The organism is Streptomyces sp. Ru71, assembly GCF_002920535.1.
Classification (GTDB): domain Bacteria; phylum Actinomycetota; class Actinomycetes; order Streptomycetales; family Streptomycetaceae; genus Streptomyces.
This window is the reverse complement of record NZ_PQSS01000079.1, coordinates 13,815-34,122: the sequence shown is the minus strand read 5'-3', so window position 1 is coordinate 34,122 and position 20,308 is coordinate 13,815. Positions and strand designations below refer to the sequence as shown.

12 protein-coding genes and 1 riboswitch are annotated in these 20,308 nt (G+C 72.9%); of the genes, 2 read left to right on the top strand and 10 right to left on the bottom strand.

Annotated features, from left to right (window positions below; genetic code table 11):
• Positions 1-372: 372 nt before the first annotated feature.
• Complete coding sequence (gene proP / locus C3489_RS31580; protein ID WP_103785534.1) at positions 373-1,746, bottom strand: glycine betaine/L-proline transporter ProP; 1,374 nt, start codon at positions 1,744-1,746, stop codon at positions 373-375.
• 318 nt (positions 1,747-2,064) lie between these two features.
• Here proP and C3489_RS31575 point away from each other — a divergent pair, with 318 nt between their 5' ends.
• On the top strand, positions 2,065-4,119 hold the full coding sequence (locus C3489_RS31575; protein WP_103785533.1) for a bifunctional glycosyltransferase 87/phosphatase PAP2 family protein: 2,055 nt from the start codon (positions 2,065-2,067) through the stop codon (positions 4,117-4,119).
• Positions 4,120-4,148: 29 nt separating this feature from the next.
• On the opposite strand, the gene C3489_RS31570 is transcribed toward C3489_RS31575, so the two are convergent.
• The gene (locus tag C3489_RS31570) at positions 4,149-5,318 is read right to left on the bottom strand and encodes a steroid 3-ketoacyl-CoA thiolase (RefSeq protein WP_103785532.1); all 1,170 of its coding nucleotides are present in this window, start codon (positions 5,316-5,318) and stop codon (positions 4,149-4,151) included.
• A gap of 178 nt (positions 5,319-5,496) precedes the next feature.
• Between C3489_RS31570 and C3489_RS31565 the strand changes: the two genes are divergently transcribed.
• Positions 5,497-6,729 (top strand): cytochrome P450, encoded by a 1,233-nt coding sequence (locus C3489_RS31565; protein ID WP_103785531.1) that lies wholly within the window; start codon positions 5,497-5,499, stop codon positions 6,727-6,729.
• Here C3489_RS31565 and C3489_RS31560 read toward each other — a convergent pair.
• The 8 genes from C3489_RS31560 to C3489_RS31525 form a co-directional block, all read right to left on the bottom strand.
• Complete coding sequence (locus C3489_RS31560; protein ID WP_103785530.1) at positions 6,726-6,923, bottom strand: hypothetical protein; 198 nt, start codon at positions 6,921-6,923, stop codon at positions 6,726-6,728. The two genes, C3489_RS31565 and C3489_RS31560, sit on opposite strands and share 4 nt — an antisense overlap.
• 106 nt (positions 6,924-7,029) lie before the next feature.
• Entirely contained in the window at positions 7,030-13,260 is a 6,231-nt protein-coding gene (locus C3489_RS31555; RefSeq protein WP_258055037.1) for a DNRLRE domain-containing protein, read from the bottom strand.
• A 448-nt stretch (positions 13,261-13,708) separates the two neighbouring features.
• On the bottom strand, positions 13,709-14,125 hold the full coding sequence (locus C3489_RS31550; protein ID WP_258055036.1) for a lytic transglycosylase domain-containing protein: 417 nt from the start codon (positions 14,123-14,125) through the stop codon (positions 13,709-13,711).
• 365 nt (positions 14,126-14,490) lie between these two features.
• The gene (locus C3489_RS31545) at positions 14,491-15,306 is read right to left on the bottom strand and encodes an ECF transporter S component (protein ID WP_103785528.1); all 816 of its coding nucleotides are present in this window, start codon (positions 15,304-15,306) and stop codon (positions 14,491-14,493) included.
• A complete protein-coding gene (locus C3489_RS31540) occupies positions 15,303-17,051 on the bottom strand; it encodes an ABC transporter ATP-binding protein (protein WP_103785527.1) in 1,749 nt (582 codons plus the stop codon). Before C3489_RS31540 ends, C3489_RS31545 begins: the two co-directional genes overlap by 4 nt.
• Positions 17,048-18,250, bottom strand: a complete 1,203-nt coding sequence (locus C3489_RS31535; protein ID WP_258055035.1) for an energy-coupling factor transporter transmembrane component T — start codon at positions 18,248-18,250, stop codon at positions 17,048-17,050. The genes C3489_RS31540 and C3489_RS31535 overlap by 4 nt, the downstream gene beginning before the upstream one ends.
• A complete protein-coding gene (locus C3489_RS31530; RefSeq protein WP_181139922.1) occupies positions 18,243-18,878 on the bottom strand; it encodes an SCO2322 family protein in 636 nt (211 codons plus the stop codon). The genes C3489_RS31535 and C3489_RS31530 overlap by 8 nt, the downstream gene beginning before the upstream one ends.
• Positions 18,875-20,077: a prenyltransferase/squalene oxidase repeat-containing protein gene (locus C3489_RS31525; RefSeq protein ID WP_103785525.1), complete on the bottom strand. Its 1,203-nt coding sequence runs from the start codon at positions 20,075-20,077 to the stop codon at positions 18,875-18,877. Before C3489_RS31525 ends, C3489_RS31530 begins: the two co-directional genes overlap by 4 nt.
• A gap of 89 nt (positions 20,078-20,166) precedes the next feature.
• A riboswitch (cobalamin riboswitch) is annotated at positions 20,167-20,303 on the bottom strand.
• Positions 20,304-20,308 lie beyond the last annotated feature (5 nt).

Below are 20,308 nucleotides of genomic sequence, written 5' to 3'. Positions count from 1 at the left end.
GCGCGGCGGCGCGCAGCTAAGGCGATGGCGGCCCGCAGCCGCCGACGGCGGGGAGGGGACGGGGTGGGGGGTGTCCGCCCACAGCGGCCGGCACCGCCAACGGCACCCGTGTCGGGGACAGTGGGCCGGACCGAGGACGGATACCCCCCACCCCGGCCCCGACCCACCCACCGAGGCAAAGGCGCTACGCACGCCACGACGTGACCCGCGCGGGCCGCCGCAGGCATTTCAGGGGCGCGGGGAACTGCGCGACCAGCCACGACGCAACCGGCACAGGCCGCCGCAGGCACCCGCGAGCAACCCCCCACGCACCCGCAGACGAAAACCGGCCCGGCGCCGCAGGCACCCGCGCCCGCAGACGAAGCGACGCCCCTACGCCGCCCGTTCCACCGCCGGCGCGGAGCCCGGTAGCGGGCGGCCCGCCGATTCCGTCATGTACCAGACGGCCACCCCACCGACGACCGCCGCCGCCATCATGTAGTACGCGGGCATCATCATGTTCCCCGTGGCCCCGATCAGCGCCGTGACCACCAGCGGAGTCGTCCCGCCGAAGAGGGACACGGAGACGTTGAAGCCGACCGACAGCGACCCGTACCGCACCCGCGTGGGGAACAGCGCCGGCAGAGCCGACGGCATCGCGGCCGTGAAGCAGACCAGCAGCAGACCCAGCGCCCCCATGCCGAGCGCGACAGCGACCAGGCTGCCCTGGCGGATCAGCAGCAGCGCCGGGATGGACAGCGCCAGGAACCCCGCGCAGCCCGCCGCGATCACCGGGCGGCGCCCGACGCGGTCGGTCAGCGCACCGGCGAACGGCTGGACGATCATCATCAGGGCCATCACACCGAGCACCACGAGCAGCCCGTGCGTCTCGTCGTACTTGAGCTCACTCGTGAGGTAGCTCGGCATGTACGACAGCAGCATGTAGTCCGTGACGTTGAAGACCAGCACCAGCCCCATGCACAGCAGCAGCGCCTTCCACTGCCCCGCGATCATCTCGCGCAGCGGCACCTTCGGACGCGCCGCCTCGGCCTTCTCGACCTCGGCGGCGAACGCCGGGGTCTCCTCCAGCTTCATCCGCAGATACAGGCCGATGATGCCCATCGGACCCGCGATCAGGAACGGGATACGCCAGCCCCACGAGGTGAGGTCGTCCGACGACAGCAGCGCCGTCATCAGGGTGACCAGCCCCGCACCCCCGATGTAACCGGCCAGCGTGCCGAACTCCAGCCAGCTGCCGAGGAAGCCCCGCCGCTTGTCGGGGGCGTACTCGGCGATGAACGTGGAGGCGCCGGCGTACTCGCCGCCGGTGGAGAAGCCCTGCACCAGGCGGGCGGCCAGCAGCAGCACCGGGGCGCCGACGCCGATCGTGGCGTAGGACGGGATCAGCCCGATGGCGAACGTGCCCGCCGCCATCATGATCATCGTCACGGCGAGGACCTTCTGGCGGCCGATGCGGTCGCCGAGCGGCCCGAAGACCATGCCGCCGAGGGGCCGGACCAGGAAGGCCGCGGCGAATGCGCCGAACGTGGACAGCAGCTGTGCGGTCGGGTTGCCCGAGGGGAAGAAGACCTTGCCGAGGGTGACCGCGATGTAGCTGTAGACACCGAAGTCGAACCACTCCATGGCGTTGCCCAGCGCGGCCGCCTTCACGGCGCGCTTGACGAGCGCCGGGTCGGTGACGGTGGCGTCGGGGGTCTTCCTCAGAGTGACGGGCCGGACGGGATGAGCGGCGGTCGCAGCCGACAAAACTTCGCTCGCCTGCCTTTCGACGGGGACAGAGACAGGGCCCACGCGACGGCGCTGACGGCGGACCGAAAACCGACCATAGGCGGCGTTGGTCCTGTTACGGGCAGTACGCGCTCAGCTGCACAGGGCAGGAAAACGTCGGTTGCGCAGGGGCATCTGCCCGGTCGCTCACGGATCATCCGCCGGCGCGGTGTGATCCTTCTCGCGCCTCGCGCAGGCGTTCACAAAGAGGGCCGACTATCGTTTTCCGGACAAAAGGGGAGTGGACGTCAGGCGAAGTGAGGGTGTGCGACGACGGGCCGAGAGGGTCGAGAAGGCGTGGCGGATACCGAACACGGCGGACGACCGGCGGGAGCCGTCGGAGCGACGGCTGTCGGCGCGGCCCGGACGCGCCTGCGCGCCCTCGGACTCCTCCTGTGGCTGATCGCGGCCCTCCTCGCCGCCCGCCAGGTCGCGGCCGTCCTGACCAGCCCGCGCGGCCGGCGCCTGACCGATCTGGAGACCTGGGTCGGCCCCGCGGGCGTCCTGCACGTCAACGGCTCCCTGTACGACTCCACCCGGTTCACCGGCACCCCGTTCGGCGGCCTGGTGCTCAAGCCCTTCACCCGGGCGGCCGAACAGGCCCTCGGCTGGGGCTGGACCTTCGGCACCCTGCTGCTGGTCGCCGCGCTCGGCGTCGTCGCCGCCCGGGCCCTGCCCCAGCCGGTCACCCGACGCGCCCGTCTGCCCGCCGCACCCGTAGCGATCAGCCTGCTCATGCTGTCGCTGCCGGTCCGCAACACCCTGTGGCTCGGCCAGACGAGCATCCTGCCGGTGCTGCTGGTCCTGCTCGGCCTGTTCGTCGTACGCGGCCCGCGGGCCGCCGGCGTGCTGACCGGCGTGGCCGCCGCCCTCCAGCCCACCCTGCTGCTGTTCGCACCCCTGCTGTGGTGCACCGGACGGCGCCGGGCCGCGCTGTCCACCGGCGCCACGTTCGCCGCCTGCACCGCGCTGGCCTGGGCCGCGATGCCGCACGACTCCGCCACCTACTGGCTGCACCACCTGGCCGGGGCGGGCCTCGGCGGGCGCGCGGACGCCCTCGGCAACCAGTCCCTGCACGGCGCGCTGCTCCGGTTCGGCCTCACCGGCCCGCTGGAGACCGCCGTCTGCCTCGCCCTCGGCGCCGCCGTCGCCGTCGTCGGCCTACGGCGTGCGGTGCGCTACGCCCGCGACGGGCAGCTGCTCCTCGCGGTCGCCCTCACCGGCTGCGCCGCCATCGCGGTCTCGCCCGCGGCCTGGCAGCACCAGCTGCTGTGGGTGCTGCTCACCGTCGTCGGCCGGGTCGGCAGGCGGGCCGCCGACCGGTATGTGTGGCCCGTCGCCGTCGTCCTCATCATGACCCTGCCGGCCAGGACGCTGCTGCCGGACAAGCCGCTGTTCCAGCCGCTGCTGGAGAACCTCGTCCTGGTGGCCGCCGTCGCCGCCGCCACCGCCGTCCCCTTCCTGGTCCGCTCCTCGCCGTACTACGACACTCCGGTTCCCACCCGGTACGCGGCCCCCGTCCCCGCCCGCCTGCGCCACATCCCGCTCGCGCCCGCCCTGCGGCGCGTGCTCAGCCGCCCGAACCTCCTCTTCGAGCTGCTGCTGATCCGCCTCACCTACTGGGCGTACGCGCAGGTCAGGCTTGCCGCGGCCGGCGGCAGCAGCACCGGCGGCCGGGGCCGCGCCGAGCACCACGGCCATCAGATCCACGACCTGGAAGCCTTCCTGCGCCTCGACGTCGAGCGGTGGGTCAACCACACGGTCGTCCAGGTCGGCTGGCTGGAGAGGTTCTTCAGCTTCTACTACGAGTCGTTCCACTTCGGCATCCCGCTGGCCATCCTCGGTGTGCTGTACTGGCGCCGCCCGGTCGACTACCGCTGGGCCCGCTCGGCGCTCGGCTTCGCCACCGTGCTCGCCCTCGCCGGCTTCTGGCTCTACCCGCTCGCACCGCCGCGCCTGATGCCCGGCCTCGGCGTCACCGACACCGTCAACGGACCGCAGGACTTCTCCCGGCCCGACTACGGCACCCTCACCGAGCTGACCAACCAGTACGCGGCGATGCCGTCGCTGCACTTCGGCTGGGCGCTGTGGTGCGGCCTGGTGATCGTGATCCTCGCGCCGAAGCGGTGGATGAAGGCGCTCGGCCTGCTGCACCCGCTGCTCACCGTCTCCGCCATCGTGGCGACCGGCAACCACTGGGTGCTGGACGCGGCCGGCGGCGCCGCGGTGGTCGGCGCCGGCTTCGCCCTGACGTACCTGCTCCAGGGACCCCGGGCCACGGCGGCCACGGCCACCGCTCCCCGGGCCGGCAGGGTGCCCGGGGAGCCGGAGAGGGGCCGTGCTCCCGGCTGACCGGGCACCCACCGGCGCGGTCACCGGGGCTACAGCCGCTGAATGATCGTCCCGGTCGCAAGGCCGCCGCCCGCGCACATCGTGATCAGGGCGAACTCCTGGTCCGCGCGCTCCAGCTCGTGCAGGGCCGTGGTGATGAGCCGGGCCCCCGTCGCCCCCACCGGATGCCCCAGGGCGATGGCACCGCCGTTGACGTTGACCTTGTCCAGGTCCTGTTCGAAGACCCGGGTCCAGCTCAGCACCACCGATGCGAACGCCTCGTTGATCTCCACCAGGTCGATGTCCTTCAGGGACATGCCCGCCTTGCCGAGCACCGCCTTGGTCGCGTCGACGGGGCCGTCCAGGTGGAAGTGCGGATCGGCGCCCACCAGGGCCTGCGCGACGATCCGGGCCCGGGGCCGCAGCTTCAGCGCGCGGGCCATCCGTTTGGACGCCCACATCACGGCCGCCGCGCCGTCGGAGATCTGGGAGGAGTTGCCGGCCGTGTGGACGGCCGTCGGCATCACCGGCTTGAGCGAGGCCAGCGCGTCCAGGGACGTGTCGCGCAGGCCCTCGTCCTTGTCGACCAGGCGCCACATGCCCTGACCGGCGTGCTGTTCGTCCTCGGTGGTGGGGACCTGGACGGCGAACGTCTCCCGTTTGAAGCGCTCCTCGGACCAGGCGACGGCCGCGAGCTCCTGGGAGCGCAGCCCGAGCGCGTCGACGTCCTCGCGGGTCAGTCCCCGGTGGCGGGCGATCCGCTCGGCGGCTTCGAACTGGTTGGGCAGGTCGACGTTCCACTCGTCGGGGAAGGGCCGTCCGGGCCCGTGCTTGGAGCCGGAGCCCAGGGGGACGCGGGACATGGCTTCCACGCCGCAGGAGATGCCCACGTCGATGACGCCGGCCGCGATCATGTTGGCGACCATGTGCGAGGCCTGCTGCGAGGAGCCGCACTGGCAGTCGACGGTCGTCGCGGCCGTCTCGTAGGGCAGGCCCATGGTCAGCCAGGCCGTGCGCGCGGGGTTCATGGACTGTTCGCCGGCGTGGGTGACCGTGCCGCCGACGATCTGCTCGACGCAGTCGGCCGGGATGCCGGTGCGGCCGAGGAGTTCGCGGTAGGTCTCGCCCAGGAGGTAGGCGGGGTGCAGGTTGGCGAGCGCGCCGCCGCGCTTGCCGATGGGGGTGCGGACGGCTTCGACGATCACGGGTTCGGCAGCCATGGGGGCGGTCCTCTCCGGGGGCCGGGGGCCGGGGGCTTTCACCGGAACTAGTACGTGTTCTAGTTCTGGGTGCAGTCTGCTGATGTGATGCCGGTCACCGCAAGGGTCTTGCGGTCTTTGAAAGCCGTCACTACCGTCTCGGCATTCCTGATGCTCCGTCAGATGGCGGGAGTCGCCGATGCCTTGCCCAGCGCTGCCCGACGGTTTCGACTTCACCGACCCCGATGTCCTGCACCGCCGCGTGCCCCTGCCGGAGTTCGCCGAGCTGCGCCGGGCGGAACCCGTCCACTGGGTCGAGCAGCCCCGCAACGTGGCCGGATTCCAGGACGAGGGCTACTGGGCGGTCACCCGCCACGGGGACGTCAAGTACGTCTCCACGCACCCCGAGCTGTTCTCGTCCTCACTCAACACCGCGATCATCCGCTTCAACGAGCACATCGAACGGGACGCCATCGAGGCGCAGCGGCTGATCCTGCTCAACATGGACCCGCCCGAGCACACCCGGGTCCGGCAGATCCTGCAGCGCGGGTTCACCCCGCGCGCCATCCGCTCGCTGCAGGAGCGGCTGCGCTCCCGCGCCGAGGCGATCGTCGCACAGGCCCGCGCCCACCCCGGCCCGTTCGACTTCGTCACCTCCGTCGCCTGCGAGCTGCCGCTCCAGGCCATCGCCGAGCTGATCGGCGTACCCCAGGAGGACCGGGCGAAGATCTTCGACTGGTCGAACCGGATGATCGCCTACGACGACCCCGAGTACGCCATCACCGAGGAGGTCGGCCGCGAGTCCGCCGCCGAGATCATCGCCTACGCCATGAACATGGCCGCCGCGCGCAAGGAGCGCCCCGCCCGGGACATCGTCACCACGCTGGTGGCCGCCGAGGACGAGGGGAACCTGCGTTCGGACGAGTTCGGCTTCTTCGTGCTGATGCTGGCGGTGGCCGGGAACGAGACCACGCGCAACGCCATCACCCACGGCATGCACGCCTTCCTCACGCACCCCGAGCAGTGGGAGCTGTTCAAGGCCGAGCGCCCGGCGACCACCGCCGAGGAGATCGTGCGCTGGGCGACCCCGGTCGTCTCCTTCCAGCGCACGGCCACCCAGGACACCGAACTGGGCGGCAGGCGCATCCGCGAGGGCGACCGGGTCGGCCTCTTCTACGCCTCCGCCAACCACGACCCGGAGGTCTTCGACGCCCCCGGCGCCTTCGACATCACCCGCGACCCCAACCCCCATCTGGGGTTCGGCGGCGGAGGCCCGCACTACTGCCTCGGCAAGTCACTCGCCGTCCTGGAGATCGACCTGATCTTCAACGCCGTCGCCGACGCCATGCCCGGTCTGACCCTGGCCGGCGAGCCCCGCCGCCTGCGTTCCGCGTGGATCAACGGGGTCAAGGAGCTGCGGGTGCGCGCCTAGGAACGCGGTGCGAACCAGCGGGCCAGCAGGTATACGGGGATCATGCCGACCGGATACAGCGGGAACCGCCACGCCTCCGGCGCCAGCCAGGTCACGAGCGTCATGTAGACGACGAGCACGACCAGGGCTGAGATCAGGAATTTCGGGCCCCACGCGCGGGCGAAGGCGTTGTACTCGGACTTGGAATCGTTCATCGGCGAACTCCGGAAAAAGGGTCGGGGGGCGGGGCCGCTCATGGCACCGATAAGGCCATGAGCGGCCCCGCCCGGTCAATCACTGCGGTCGGTCAGCGGCTTTCCGCTACCAGCGCCACCGCCCTCGGTGCCGGCCGTGGCCCACGAAGAACCTGCGGCCGATGAACCCACTGAAGAAGCCGATTCCATAGCCCTTCCAGTAGGCCGCGCTCGCGCCGCGCCGGCTGGCGTGGTGCCAGCCGCGGTGGGAGACCGCGTAGTCGAGGATGCCCGCGGAACCCCAGATGGCACCGCCGGCCAGCAGGCAGCCGAGGCCGCCGGTGCCCGCGCACATGCCGGCCATCAGCGCGCCCGCACCGACACCGATCGCGATGTGCGCGGCGAACCGCAGGTGGCGGCCCAGGTGGTGCCTGCGCGCCCAGTGCTTGGCGCTGTGCCACCAGCGGCGCGGGTGCCAGTGCCAGCCCCACCTGCCGTCCAGGTCGTACCCGGTGAGCGGGTCGCCGCTGACGTAGTCGTAGGCGTTGGCGTTGCCGCCCGGCTCCGGGTCCACGCTGAGGAAGCGTCCGGTGGTCGGGTCGTAGAGGCGGACACCCATGAGGGTGGCGCCGGTGACCGTCTCGCTGGAGCGCTGCTTGCCGCCGAGCCAGCCGTAGCGGGCGGCGGTGGTGTCGCCCTCCGCGTTGCCGTACTCGTCGTAGGCGAACGCGGTCGGGGCCTGCGTGGTGTCCAGCGGGAGCTGGACGGTGACGTCCCCGTGGACGTCGGTGAGCTGCAGGACGGTGCCACCGCCGGCCGCGGTGACGGCGTCCAGGTCGCCGCCGATGCCCTGGACGTTGCGGGAGACGACTCCGCTGGACTCCTGGATCCAGTCGGGGCTGTCGCCGTCGGCGCCGTAGTGGTTGGTCTTGGACCCGGTCTGGCTCCAGGTGCCGTCGGCGCCCTGGGCCTCGGTGGTCCAGGAGGCCAGGCGGCCGGCCGCGTCCAGGTTCCAGGTCTGCCGGCTGGTGCCGGAGGTCTGGGTGCGGACGAGGTCGTTGGTGTAGTAGCCGATGGTGGCGCCGGAGGCCTGCGTGGTGGTGCGGCCGAAGGCGTCGTAGGCGGTGCCGGCGTTCACCAGGCGGTCCGCGCTGTCGTAGGTGTACGACGTCGTGGTCGCGCCGGTGGAGGTGCAGGCCGCGCCGACGGCGGCGGTCGCCACAGCCAGGCCGGTGCGGTTGGTGTTGTTGTCGAAGGTGTAGTCGCGGCGGGTGCAGGCGCCGTCCGGGTCGGTGTCGTCGGCCCGGGTGAGGCGTCCGGCCGCGTCGTAGCCGTAGGAGCGGCTGCGGCTCTGGCCGGCGGTGTTCGCGTCGTCGGCGATCTGCCCGTGGACGGTCTCGTCGACGGTGTCGGAGGCGACGGTGGTGCCGTCGCTGTCCTTGGTGTAGGTGCGCGAGGTGGTCGCGCCGGTCTCGTCCTGGCCGATGGTCAGGGTGTAGCCGCCGGGCAGGGACTGGGTGGCCAGGTCGCCGTCCGCGTCGTAGGTCGCGGCGAAGGTGCCGGCGACGGAGTCGGTGCGGGAGGTCTCCAGGCCGCGCGGGTCCTTGGCGGTGTCGTAGGTGTAGGTGGTGGTGGAGGGGGCGGAGTCGGTGCTCCTCACCGGCCGGCCCAGGGCGTCGTAGCTGGTGGCGGTGGTGTTGCCGGCGCCGTCGCTGTAGGAGATCTCCCGGCCGAGGGTGTCGTAGGTGTGGGTGATGGTCTGCCCGCCCGAGGTGACGGTGGCGACGTCACCGCTGGCGGGGTCGTAGGTGGTGGTCGTGTCCGGGACCGCGGTGCCCACGCCGCCGGTGACGGACGTCGTGGTGAGGCGTCCGGCCGCGTCGTAGGTGTTGGTGGTGGTGCGGGTGACGGAGTTGGCGGTCTCCGTGGTCTTGGCCGTGTTGCCCCAGCGGTCGTACTCCACCGTCTTGGTGGGCAGTTCGGCCGGGTTGGAGCCGCCGCCGGTGATGGTGCCGGCCGGGCCGGTGGAGCAGACCAGGTCGGCCCACTCGGGGCGGCCGTTGCAGGCGCCGGTGCCGGTGGCGGACCAGTAGGTGGTCACGGTGGCGCCGGCGTCGGTGCCGTTCGACTTGGGCAGGGTGGTCTTGGTGACCCGGCCCTGGGAGTCGTACGACGTGGTCTTCTTCAGCGCCAGACCGCTCGGGTCGGTGATCGTCGCGGTGGGCAGGCCCTTGACCCAGTCGAACTCGGTCTTGGTGGTCCGTACGTCCGCGTCGGCCGTGTAGCCGTCGACGTGGGCGCCCACCTGCGTGGTGGTGATCTGGTTGGCGACGGTGGCGGTGCCGTCGGTGGGACGGCCCTCGTCGAAGGTGTTCACCGTGTGCTGCCGCGCGGCGACCTGTGTACCGGCCGGCAGATCCGTGCCGGTGCCGCCGCCGGACAGCGCCGACGCCAGCGTGACCAGGTGCAGCGGGCCGTACTGGTCCGTCTCGCGCAGACCGTCGGCGGAGTACACCGAGCGGGTGGACAGGAGTTCGGCGCGGTCGGCGGTGGTGAGCTGGTCGATGCTCAGCGCCACCTGCTCGGCCTGGCCGGCGCCGCTGGTGGCCAGGGCCAGTTCGCGGTTGGCGGCGGTCAGGGCGCGGACGGTGTTGCCGAAGCGGTCGTACTCGGTGGTGGTGATGTGGCCGCCGGGCGTCGCGGTGTTCACCTCACGGCCGGAGTTGTCCGTGTAGGTGAGCGTGGCCCGCTTGTAGTCCGTGGCGGCCAGATCCGTGCCGCTGTGGGACAGCGGGACGGAGTCGGCCGGGAAGACGGCCGTGGCGTCCGTGGGAACGTCGGCCTGGCCCCAGGCGGCGACGTCCGAAGTCCCCATCGCGTACGGCGCCTTGGTGCCGGTCAGCGGGACGTCGTAGACGACGCTGCTGGTGGCGTTGGTGCCGTCCGGGGTGTTCTGGGTGCCCTGGGTGAGGTTCGGCCGGGAGGCGGAGAGCAGCATGCCGTCGCCGGCGGTGGCGGCGTTGCCCGCCTTGCCGTAGGTGAAGGTCCACGCCAGCTCCCCGGGCGGGGTGAGGGTGGCGACGCGGCCGGCGGAGTCGTAGGTGTAGGCGGTCTTCAGCGCGGGGCTGATCCGCGGGTCCCACTCCTCACGCAGACGCCCGGCGTCGTCGTAGGAGTACTGCGCCACCACGGTGGCCGTCGCGGAGGCGGCTCCCGGGTCGGTCGCCCACTCCTTGATCTGCTTGACCTGGCCGTTGAAGTCGCCCAGGGCGGCAGAGGTGGCGGTGGTGGAGGTCGCGTAGACGAACTCCAGCATCCGGCAGCCCTTCGTCGCCGGCGTGGTCTGGCAGGTGGACGCGGCCACCGCCGAGGTCGGCGCGATGACGTACTTGGGCCGGGCCAGGGTGCTGGTGCCGACGGTGACCTTCTCCGAGACCACCTTGGTGGTGGAGTTGTCGGTGGGCAGGTAGGTGCTGGAGACCTGCCAGGTCGTGGCGGCCGGGTCCACCTTGGCGAAGGTGGTCGTGGTGCCCTCGTCGTCCTTCAGCGTGAAGGAGCCGGTCAGCGACCCGGTCAGGGTCAGGTCCTCGGAGCCGGGTTCGGGCTTCCAGCCGCCGGACGAGGTGGCGGTGAAGCCGGTCTCGTCACCGTCCACGTCGACCAGGGCGACCGAGGTGGCCGAGGTCTTGCGGACGTACGCCCAGTTCGAGTCGGTGATCTCGGCGGTGGTGCCGGAGGTCCACTGGGGACCGAAGATGGCCACCTGGCCCTCCGCGTTCGCACCGGCGGCCGGGCGACGCGAGGACGCGGTCCGGGTGACCGAGAGGTCGAAGCCGGAGGCGTCCGTGGCGGACAGGGTGTAGTCACCGGTCAGGGCGTTGACCGAGCCGGGGCCGACGTCCTCGCTGGGCGCGGTGCCCGCGTTGCGGTCGACGGTGATGGTGTGCGGCTGCGAGTACGCGGTGGTGGTGCCGTCGGTGAACGCCGACCGGACGTCGACCGGGCCGTCCTCCGCGAGGCTGGTCGTCACGTTCCAGGTCAGTGCCGCCGGGGTGCCGTTGGTGACGGCGAGCGGCCAGGCGGAGACGGCCGAGCCGTCCGCGGACTTGGTCACGTCGGCGACCGGCACGTCGTGCCAGGTGTCGGTCTCGCCGCGCCGGTACTGGTAGGTGACACCGGTGTAGGTGGTCCTGCCGGTGGCGGTCAGGCTCACCCGGCGGGCGGCGCTGTCGCCCTCCCCGGGGGTGAGCAGACCCGCTCCGTTGCCGACGCCGAAGGCGTAGGTGGTGGCGGAGGTGGAGACGTTGCCACCGGAGTCGACGGTCTTGGCGTAGAGCTTGTGCCAGTCCTCACCGGGCTTGATCGTGATGGTGAGGGGGTCGCCGCCGGTGCCGTCGGTGGTGTCGTAGACCCGGCCGGGCACGGAGGAGTCGTCCAGACCCCAGTAGTAGCCCATGCCGTCGGTGGCGGAGGTGTCCAGGGTGCAGGTCGCGCCGCTGTCGCTGGTCGCCGTCCAGGTGTTCTCGGTGTACGGCGTGCAGGAGATCGTCGGCGCGGCCGGCAGCGCGGTGTTCAGCACGAACGTCGTGTAACCCGACCACGAGCCGTAGTCCGTGCCGTCGTAGCCGCGCACCCGGAAGCGCAGGTGCTTGCCCGCCGGGAAGGCGTTGGCGGACGGGATGGTCAGGGTGGAGGAGGAGCCGGAGGCGACCGTCTTGCCGTACGCCGTGTACGTGTACGTGGTGTCGGCGTACGCCGGGTCCGCGGTGATCTCGAACTGGCCCTGGACGTTCCCGCCGTCGGCGTCCGTCACCTTGGCCGACAGGGTCGGCGTCAGCGAGGTGACGTACGTCTTGCCGTTGTACGGGTTGGGGAAGTTCGGCGAGATCGCCGCCGACGACGTCGTCGCGTAGGAGTTGTACGTCACCGACAGCTTCGGCGCGTACCCGGCGGTGGAGTAGTTCGCCGAGCGGAAGCGGCGCCAGCTGGTGGAGTCGGTCTCGTCGGCGCTGCGCAGCTGGATGCCGTAGTTCGTGGTGCCGTTGGCCCACGACTGCACCATCGCCTGGAGGTTCCAGTTCGACCAGGCGGCCGGGCAGGAGGAGGAGTAGCCCCAGTGGCCGGTGTTGGTCGCCATGTCCGTCGTCGTGGTCGACGGCTGGGCACCCCAGGTGATCGACGAGGACGACCAGGTGGAGGTGATCCGCTTGGCCTGGGTGGCGGCACCGGAGGTGGAGCAGGTGGCCGAGTAGTAGTTGTAGAGCGACATCGTCGCCGCGGTGATGTGCTTGCCCGCGAGCTTGGAGACGTCGAACTTCAGGTACGAGCGCGCGGTGTCGCTGCCGCCGTCGTACGTGCCCGACTTCAGCTCCTCGGAGGAGACCTGGGAGTCGGGGTAGTCGGGGTTCTGCACCCAGGTGTCGGTGGTGACCGCCAGCGTGGTGGTCGGGTCGACGGTGACCGGGTAGGTGGCCTTGGCCAGGAAGCCCTTGTCCGGGGTCAGGACCAGGGTCTGCTTGCCGTCGGCGGCGGTCTCGACGCGGGTGGTGACCTGGCGGCGGTGCGCGGACTCGCCCGAGGCGGGGTCCTTGGAGGCGTCCCACATCATCGGGGCCGGTGCCTCGGCGACCAGCTTGCCCGCCGCGTCCTTGAGCAGCAGATGCCCGGAGGCGGCCTGCGAGACCTTCAGTCCGGCCAGGTCCAGCGGGATGCGGTAGGAGACGCTGTCCCCGGCCGGGCGCTGGGCGAGCTGGATGTTCTCGGAGAAGCCCTGGGCGAGCGCGGTCACCGACAGGGTCTGCCCGCCGCCCAGGCGGTAGGCGGCCGTGTTGCCCTTCACCGCCGGCGCGGGCAGCTTGCTCTGCCAGCCCAGCCCGAAGGCGGCCTTGCCCCGGCGCACCGAGGCCAGGCGCTGGTCGCCGCCGTCGGAGACAGCGATGTCAGCGGCCGCGGCGGCGGGCGTGAGGTCGGCACCGGTGTCGGCGAGCGCGGTGTCGATGCTCTTCCACACGCTGCCCTGCTTGACCCGGACCGGTCCCGCGTACGCCTCGGTCTGCATCTGCCCGTTCGGCAGGGCGTAGGTCGAGGAGTCCGCCGTCCGCGCGGACAGCACCTCGATCCTGCGGTGCTGCAGACGGGCCATCAGCACCGCCGAGGCCTCGTCCTTGGCCTCGGCCGGGCCCTTCGGCGCGGCGGCCTTGCCCGAGTGCGCGGAGTGCTGCGCCGAGGTGCCCAGGTCCGCGGCGAAGACGGTCCCGGTGTCCTCGGCGACCAGCGCGGTCTCGGCGGCCAGGGCCAGCACCACACCGAGCGCTATCCGGCGCAGGCGGCGTGTGCCGTTCCCGCGCCGTGTTCTCACACCGTCATGAGCCACAGGTCTGTGACGCACGATCAGCTCCCTTCCTGACGATCCGCGGTCGCGGATTCGATGGAACGGAGCGATCTTCACAGGGGCTTTATCCCGCCCTCATGGTCGCCGAAAGAGACGTTCAAGGCGGTTTCAAAAGGCGACCAAGAAGTCCCTTGCCGTTGACCGGAGTTCACCTGGGAGACGCCGTGATTGCGCCCATTGTGAATGTCGGGTTCCGTGGTGCCGGTCATGCGGTCGCAAAAAGGAACCGGCCGGGTTTCCGGAAGCTTTTCCCAAGGTTGAAGGAAGAAGTGGAGCAAGCGTGCGAACTCCGCAGAGGTCCGCGCGTACGGCGAAAGAGACTCGCGGGGTACGGCGAAGGCGGCGGCCCAGGGGATCGGGGGCCGCCGCCTTCGCGTCTGCCGGGGTACGGGGGTGTGGTTCCGTACCGGCGCCATCAGTACCAGTTGTGGGCCTGCCAGAAGCTCCAGGCGCCACACGGGCTGCCGTAGCGCTCGTTCATGTAGTTCATGCCCCACTTGATCTGGGTCGCGGGGTTGGTCTTCCAGTCGGAGCCGGCCGAGGCCATCTTGGAGCCCGGCAGGGCCTGGACCAGGCCGTAGGCGCCGCTGGAGGCGTTGGTGGCGTTCGGGTTCCAGCCGCTCTCGCGCTCGACGATGTTCGAGAAGCACTGGTACTGCGCCGTGTTGCCGATCATCTTCTGCGCGACCGCCCGGGCCGAGGAGGCCTGCGTCGTCGCGGCCTGGGCGGGCGCGGCGGCGATCAGGGAACCGCACGCGGCAGCGGCCAGGGCGGCACCGGCGAGGGCCTTCTTCGGGGCGGAGATGCGACGGAGAACGGAAGCGGCGGTCACGGGGAGCCTTTCGTCGGGGACTGTGGTGTCGTCGGCACGCCGGAACCGCGTGGTGCGCGGAGCCGCGTGGCTTGCGGCCGTGGCATGCGTCGGCGCCGAGGCCCTGCGGGGCTCGTCGGCGCCGTGCGACGTCATCCAGAGAAACAGGCTCGATATGCGTCCGCAATGCCCCCTTTTACTAGTTGTGGTCGCATCGAGAGGAAAGGTCGAGTGTGTGACCTGGCTCTCAAAGCGCAGGTCAGAGGCCCTGTCGACGAGGGCATGACACACCGGACGATCTACGGCCCGGCCTCGTAGGTGAGCTGGGTCATGTGGGGTGCTTCACCGCCGTGACCCCCGCGCGCTCACCGTCGGCGTACGAGGTCTCACTCGCCGGGCGCGTCGAAGGTGACCGGCGTCTCGAACGCCGCCCGGCGGGTGGCCCGGCGCAGCGCCCGCAGGACCGCCGGGCCGAGCGTCACGGTGAGGACGACCGTGACGATCGCCCGGCCCAGGTCCCAGCCCAGCGACGTGGCGAGGCAGTACGCGACGAAGTGGGCCAGGTTGGCGGGGACGGTCGCGTCCGGGTCGAAGGCGATGTCCGAGGCGTTGCCGTTCATGAAGGTCCAGCCCGCCAGGTTCATGACCGTGCCGTAGGCGAAGGCCGCCAGGAAGCCGTATCCGGCGAGCAGGGCGATCTCCGCGCGGCCGCGCAGCCGGCCGGGGCCCGGCAGCAGGCCCGAGCCCATCGTGAACCAGCCCATGGACAGCATCTGGAACGGCAGCCACGGGCCCACCCCGCCCGTCAGCAGCGCGGACGCGAACATCGTCACCGCGCCCAGCACGAAACCGAACCCGGGGCCGAGGACCCGCCCGCTGAGCACCATCAGGAAGAACATGGGCTCGATACCGGCCGTGCCCGCGCCGAGGGGCCGCAGCGCCGCGCCGGTCGCCGCCAGCACGCCGAGCATCGCGACGGCCTTCGGGCCGAGCCCGGACTCGGCGATGGCCGCCGCGGCCACCGCGACCAACAGCACCAGCAGGCCGGCGAACAGCCACGGGGCGTCCTGCGCGTGCGCCAGCACCTGGGAGCCGGGCGGCGCGAGGAACGGCCACATCAGCGCGGCCACCCCGACCGCCGAGACGAGGGCGAGCGTGGCGATGGAGCGGGGGCCCAGACGGACGGCGCGTATCCGGGTCATGCGAGCGCCTCCCTGACCCGCGTGACCGTCAGCCACTGCTGCGGCGCGAGGATCTTCGTCACCTGCGGGGCGAAGGACGGCGAGGACACCACGACGTCCGCCGTGGGGCCGTCGGCGATCACCTCGCCCTCGGCGAGCAGGACCACCCGGTGGGCCAGCTCGGCGGCCAGCTCCACGTCGTGCGTGGCCAGCACCACGGCGTGGCCGGCGGCGGCCAGCTCACGCAGGACCGCGACCAGGCGGGACTTCGCCGCGTAGTCCAGGCCGCGGGTCGGCTCGTCCAGCAGGAGCAGCGGCGGCCGGGCGGTCAGGACGACGGCCAGGGTGAGGGCGAGGCGCTGTCCCTCGGACAGGTCCCGCGGGTGGGTGTCGTCGGTCACGCCGGGCAGCAGCTCCGACACCAGCGCCCGGCAGGTTCCCGGCGCCGCGCCCGCGTCCTGGTCGGCGGCCGCGCACTCCGCGGCGACGGTGTCGGCGTACAGCAGGTCGCGCGGCTCCTGCGGCACCAGGCCGACCCGGCGCACCAGTTCGCGCGGCGGCGAGCCGTAGGGGGCGGCGCCACCGGCCAGGACGGTGCCGGAGGTGGGCCTGACCAGCCCGACGAGCGTGTTGAGCAGCGTCGACTTGCCCGCGCCGTTGCGGCCCATCAGGGCGACCGTCTCGCCGGGGGACACGGTCAGGTCGACGCGGCGCAGCGCCTGCACCAGGCCCCGCCGGACGGCGAGCGCGCGCACCTCGGCGGCGTACGGCGAGGCGGGCGGGGCGTCGTCGGGGCGGCGGCGCAGCAGCCGGGCCAGGCGGGAGGGGGCCGGCCGGCCGGAGCGGGCCTGTGCCGTGACCGGGGGAGTGGCCGGCGGGGTGGTGTCCCGGTCCGCCGGCCGTTCCGGGGTGGTGTCCCGGTCCGCCGGCCGTTCCGGGGTGGTGTCCCGGTCCGCCAGCCGTTCCCGCAGCTCGCCGGCCCGGCGCCGGGCGTCGCGGACCGTCAGCGGCAGCGGGGACCAGCCCGCGAGCCGGCCCAGGTCGACCACCGGCGGGCAGACCGGGGAGACGGCCATGATGTCGGCCGGGGCCCCGACCACGGGCGCCTCGCCGGGGCCCGGCAGCAGGGCGACCCGGTCGGCGTACTGGACGACCCGCTCCAGCCGGTGTTCCGCCATGAGCACCGTCGTGCCCAGGTCGTGCACCAGGCGCTGGACGACGGCGAGGACCTCCTCGGCGGCGGCCGGGTCCAGGGCGGAGGTCGGCTCGTCCAGGACGAGGACCCGGGGGTGCGGGGTGAGGACGGAGCCGATCGCCACGCGCTGCTGCTGCCCGCCGGAGAGCGTGGCGATCGGGCGGTCGCGCAGATCGGCGAGGCCGAGCAGGTCCAGCGTCTCCTCGACCCGGCGCCGCATCACCTGCGGGGTCAGGCCCAGGGACTCCATGCCGTAGGCGAGTTCGTCCTCGACGGTGTCGGTGACGAAGTGGGCGAGCGGGTCCTGGCCCACCGTGCCGACCACGTCGGCGAGTTCACGCGGCTTGTGCGTGCGGGTGTCGCGGCCGGCGACCGTGACGCGCCCGCGCAGGGTGCCGCCGGTGAAGTGCGGGACGAGCCCGCTCACCGCGCCCAGGATCGTGGACTTGCCGACGCCGGAGGGGCCGACCAGCAGCACGAGTTCCCCTTCGGGTACCTCGAAGTCGACGCCCCGGACGGTGGGTTCGCCCTCCCCGTCGTAGGTCACGGAGACGTTCTCGAAGCGGATCACGACGGCACCTCTGACTTCTTCGCGGGCGTCCTGCCGGGCTTCTTCCCTGGCTTCTTCGGCTTTTTCCCCGGCTCCTTCCCGGGGGACGGCTCCCCGGGCAACGCATCCCCGGGGGACGGCTCCTCGGGGGACGGCTCCCTGGGCGAGGGCGCCACGAACGCCGGCAGCAGGCCGAGCAGCGCGGCCGCCGCCGGCCACAGCGGCAGCGCGGGCGCGGTGAGCGGGACCACGCCGGGGTGCAGGGCGGGGGAGTCGGCCGGCACGAGCGCGGCGGCCACGGCGACGCCGCTCGCGGCGACCGACAGGGCGCGGGCGTCCCACGGGTCGGGGCGGTAGCGGGTGCGCGGGGTGCGCCGGCCGCCGAGCCACAGCCCGGCCAGCGCGGCGGCGAGCCCGCCGAGCAGCACCGGAAGGCCGTAGCCGCCGCCGTCGGCGGTGAGCAGGCCGTACGTCCCCGCGCACACGCCGAGCAGCCCGCCCAGGGTGAGCGCGGCCGTCGTACGGCGCACCGGTGCGGGCACGTCCGCGCCGCGGCCGTAGCCACGGGCGTCCATGGCGGCGGCGAGCGCGACGGACCGCTCCAGCGCGCCCTCCAGCACCGGCAGTCCGACCTGCAGCAGCCCGCGCAGCCCCCGGTCCGGGCGGCCCCGCAGCCGGCGCGCGGCCCGCAGCCGCTGCACGTCGGCGATCAGGTGCGGGGCGAAGGTGAGCGCGACGACGACCGCGACGCCGGTCTCGTACAGCGCGCCCGGCAGGGACTTCAGCAGCCGGTGCGGGTTGGCGAGGGCGTTCGCGGCGCCGACGCACACCAGCAGCGCGGCCAGCCGCAGCCCGTCGTAGAGCGCGAACAGCAGGCCCTCGGCGGTGACCCGGCCGCCGAGCCGGATGCCCTGCGCCCAGTCGGGCAGCGGCACTTCGGGCAGCGTGACGACGACATGCGTGCCGGGCACGGGGGAGCCGAGGACCACCGCGAAGAACAGGCGTACGACGAGGACGGCCAGGGCCAGCTTCAGGAACGCGGAGTAGGAGCGGGCCCAGGGCGCGTTCGGGCGGCAGGACGTCACGACGTACGCGGAGACCGCGACCAGCAGGGCCAGCAGCAGGGGGTTGGTGGTGCGGGTGGCGGCGGTGCCGAGGCCCAGGGCCCACAGCCACCACGCACCGGGGTGCACGGTGGCGGCGCCCCGGTGACTAGGCACGCCGCCGCCGCGCCTGCCACACCGCTGCCGCGCCCAGTACGGCGACGGCGGCGCCGCCCGCGATGAGGCCGACCGAGGGGCCGTCCGATCCGGAGTCCGGCTTCTGCGGCGCGGCCGTGGCCTCGGCCTTGCCGGAGACCTGCTCGCCGCATCCCTTCTCCGGGTACCCGGCGATCGCGCACAGCAGGGCGTTGGTGTCGTACCGCAGCGGCCGCGCGACGGCGGCCAGGGCCTCGGCCGTGGTGGCGTCCCGCGGCACGCGGGCGCAGGCCGTGCGCGCGGCGGGCGGCCGCTCGCCGGACGGGGCGTCGGCCGCCGTACCGAAGTCGATGACCAGCGCCACCCGTTTCGTGCCGTCCTGCCGCGGGGTCCGCGCGCAGATCGCCGCGAAGCCGGCCGCGCCGCGCGGCCGGGCGGCGTCGGCGGAGTTCTCGCTCACCGCGAACCGGAAGCCCTGCACGGCACCGTCGGCCGGGCGGGCGGTCGACGGGCCCTGGGTGGCGTAGGTCCAGGTGGACCCGTCGCGCTCCCAGAACGACCAGTACCGGTAGCCGACGGCATGCGCCTGGCCCGCCGCCATCAGCGGCAGCAGCACGGCCAGGCACAGCAGGGCGGCGCGGCGGATCACTTGGTGCGCCCCTTGCGGCCGCTGATCAGGAAGCCGGCGCCGATGCCGGCGACCAGGCAGACGCCGACGAACCACCACACGCCGAACGGCGAGTCGTCGTCCTTGCCGTCCTTGCCGTCCTTGCCGGCCTTCTGCTCGGCGGCCTGCGGGGCCGGGCCGGTCGCGTTCAGCCCGGCGACGAGGTCCTGGCCGCCGAAGTGGCGCGGGTCGGCGCCGGCGGCGTGCGCGGCGAGGATCAGCTGGGCGTAGGCGGCGGGCCCGCTCTGCTTCGCCCAGGCCGCGCTGTTCTTCTCCAGCCAGGCGAGCGGCTTCGCGGCCCGCGCGGCACCGCCCTGCGCGGCGAGCGCGACGACGGTGTCGGCGGTGTTGCCGTAGTCGGGCTGCGGGGTGGCGCCGGGCATCGCGGAGGTCAGGTGGCCGTCCTTGGCGACCGCCTTCTCCAGATAGGCGGCCCCGTTGGCGGCGGCCTGAGCCGGTGTGCGGGCGTCCTTGCAGCTCGCCGCGGACTGCGTGCCCGCGCCGGTCACCAGGCCCTTGCCCAGCACCCCGAGGACACCGGCGGCGGTGGCGTCCGCGTTGGCGGCGAGCTTGCCGGACTTGTCGGGCTGGAAGGCGAAGGCGCCGCCCTCGGCGCACGGCAGGGCGAGCTTCAGCAGCGCGTCGTAGGGCGACTTGCCGTCCTTGACGACGCTCTCGGGCTTCTCGCCGGTCGCGGCGAGCGCGCCGACGACGACGGAGGTGGAGTTGGTGTCGCTGGCCCCGCCCGCGACGTAGCCCCAGCCGCCGTCCTTGTTCTGCACGGACTTCAGCCAGGCGACGGCCTTGCTCACGGCGGCGTCGTGGCCGCCGAGCGCGGCGAGGGCCTGGACGGCGGCGGCGGTCTGGTTGGTGTCCACCATGGTCTTCGCGTCGCACGGCTTGGCCGGCTCGGCGCGGAACGGGGCGAACGCGCCGCTCGCGCACTGCTGCCCGGACAGCCAGTCGACGGCCTTCTCGGCGGGCTTCACCCCGACCGTGTGCTGCGCGAGCAGGGCGAGCGACTGCCGCCACACACCGTCGTACGTCGGGTCGGCGGTGCCGTACAGCCCGGAGGGCAGCGCCTGCGACGGGGACGGGCCGGTCGGCGCGGCCATGGCGGGCGCGGCGGCGCCGAGCACGGCGACGGCGGCGACGGCCGCGGCGCTGCGACGGATGTTCATGATCGGCGGCTGCCTCTCCCTGGACGGGGAGCCGGGCAGCGCGGGGTGACCCCGGGCGGCTCGGCTCCGTAGACCTCGACGGTGCGTGAGCCGTTCACGTCCGCACAGGGCGATCCGGCTCGCCACCGTTACGGCGGCTCACGGTTGCGGGTCAGCGCCGGATTTGCACCGGCTTCCCCCTGTACGGGTGTGATGACGACTCCGCTACTTTACCGGGCCGTAGGAAAGGGC

Bases quoted from the DNA above. Each gene is read 5' to 3' on its own strand.
- C3489_RS31570 (WP_103785532.1), bottom strand. From the start codon at position 5,318: ATGGCTGCCGAACCCGTGATCGTCGAAGCCGTCCGCACCCCCATCGGC.
- C3489_RS31565 (WP_103785531.1), top strand. From the start codon at position 5,497: ATGCCTTGCCCAGCGCTGCCCGACGGTTTCGACTTCACCGACCCCGAT.
- C3489_RS31560 (WP_103785530.1), bottom strand. From the start codon at position 6,923: ATGAACGATTCCAAGTCCGAGTACAACGCCTTCGCCCGCGCGTGGGGC.
- C3489_RS31545 (WP_103785528.1), bottom strand. From the start codon at position 15,306: ATGACCCGGATACGCGCCGTCCGTCTGGGCCCCCGCTCCATCGCCACG.
- C3489_RS31525 (WP_103785525.1), bottom strand. From the start codon at position 20,077: ATGAACATCCGTCGCAGCGCCGCGGCCGTCGCCGCCGTCGCCGTGCTC.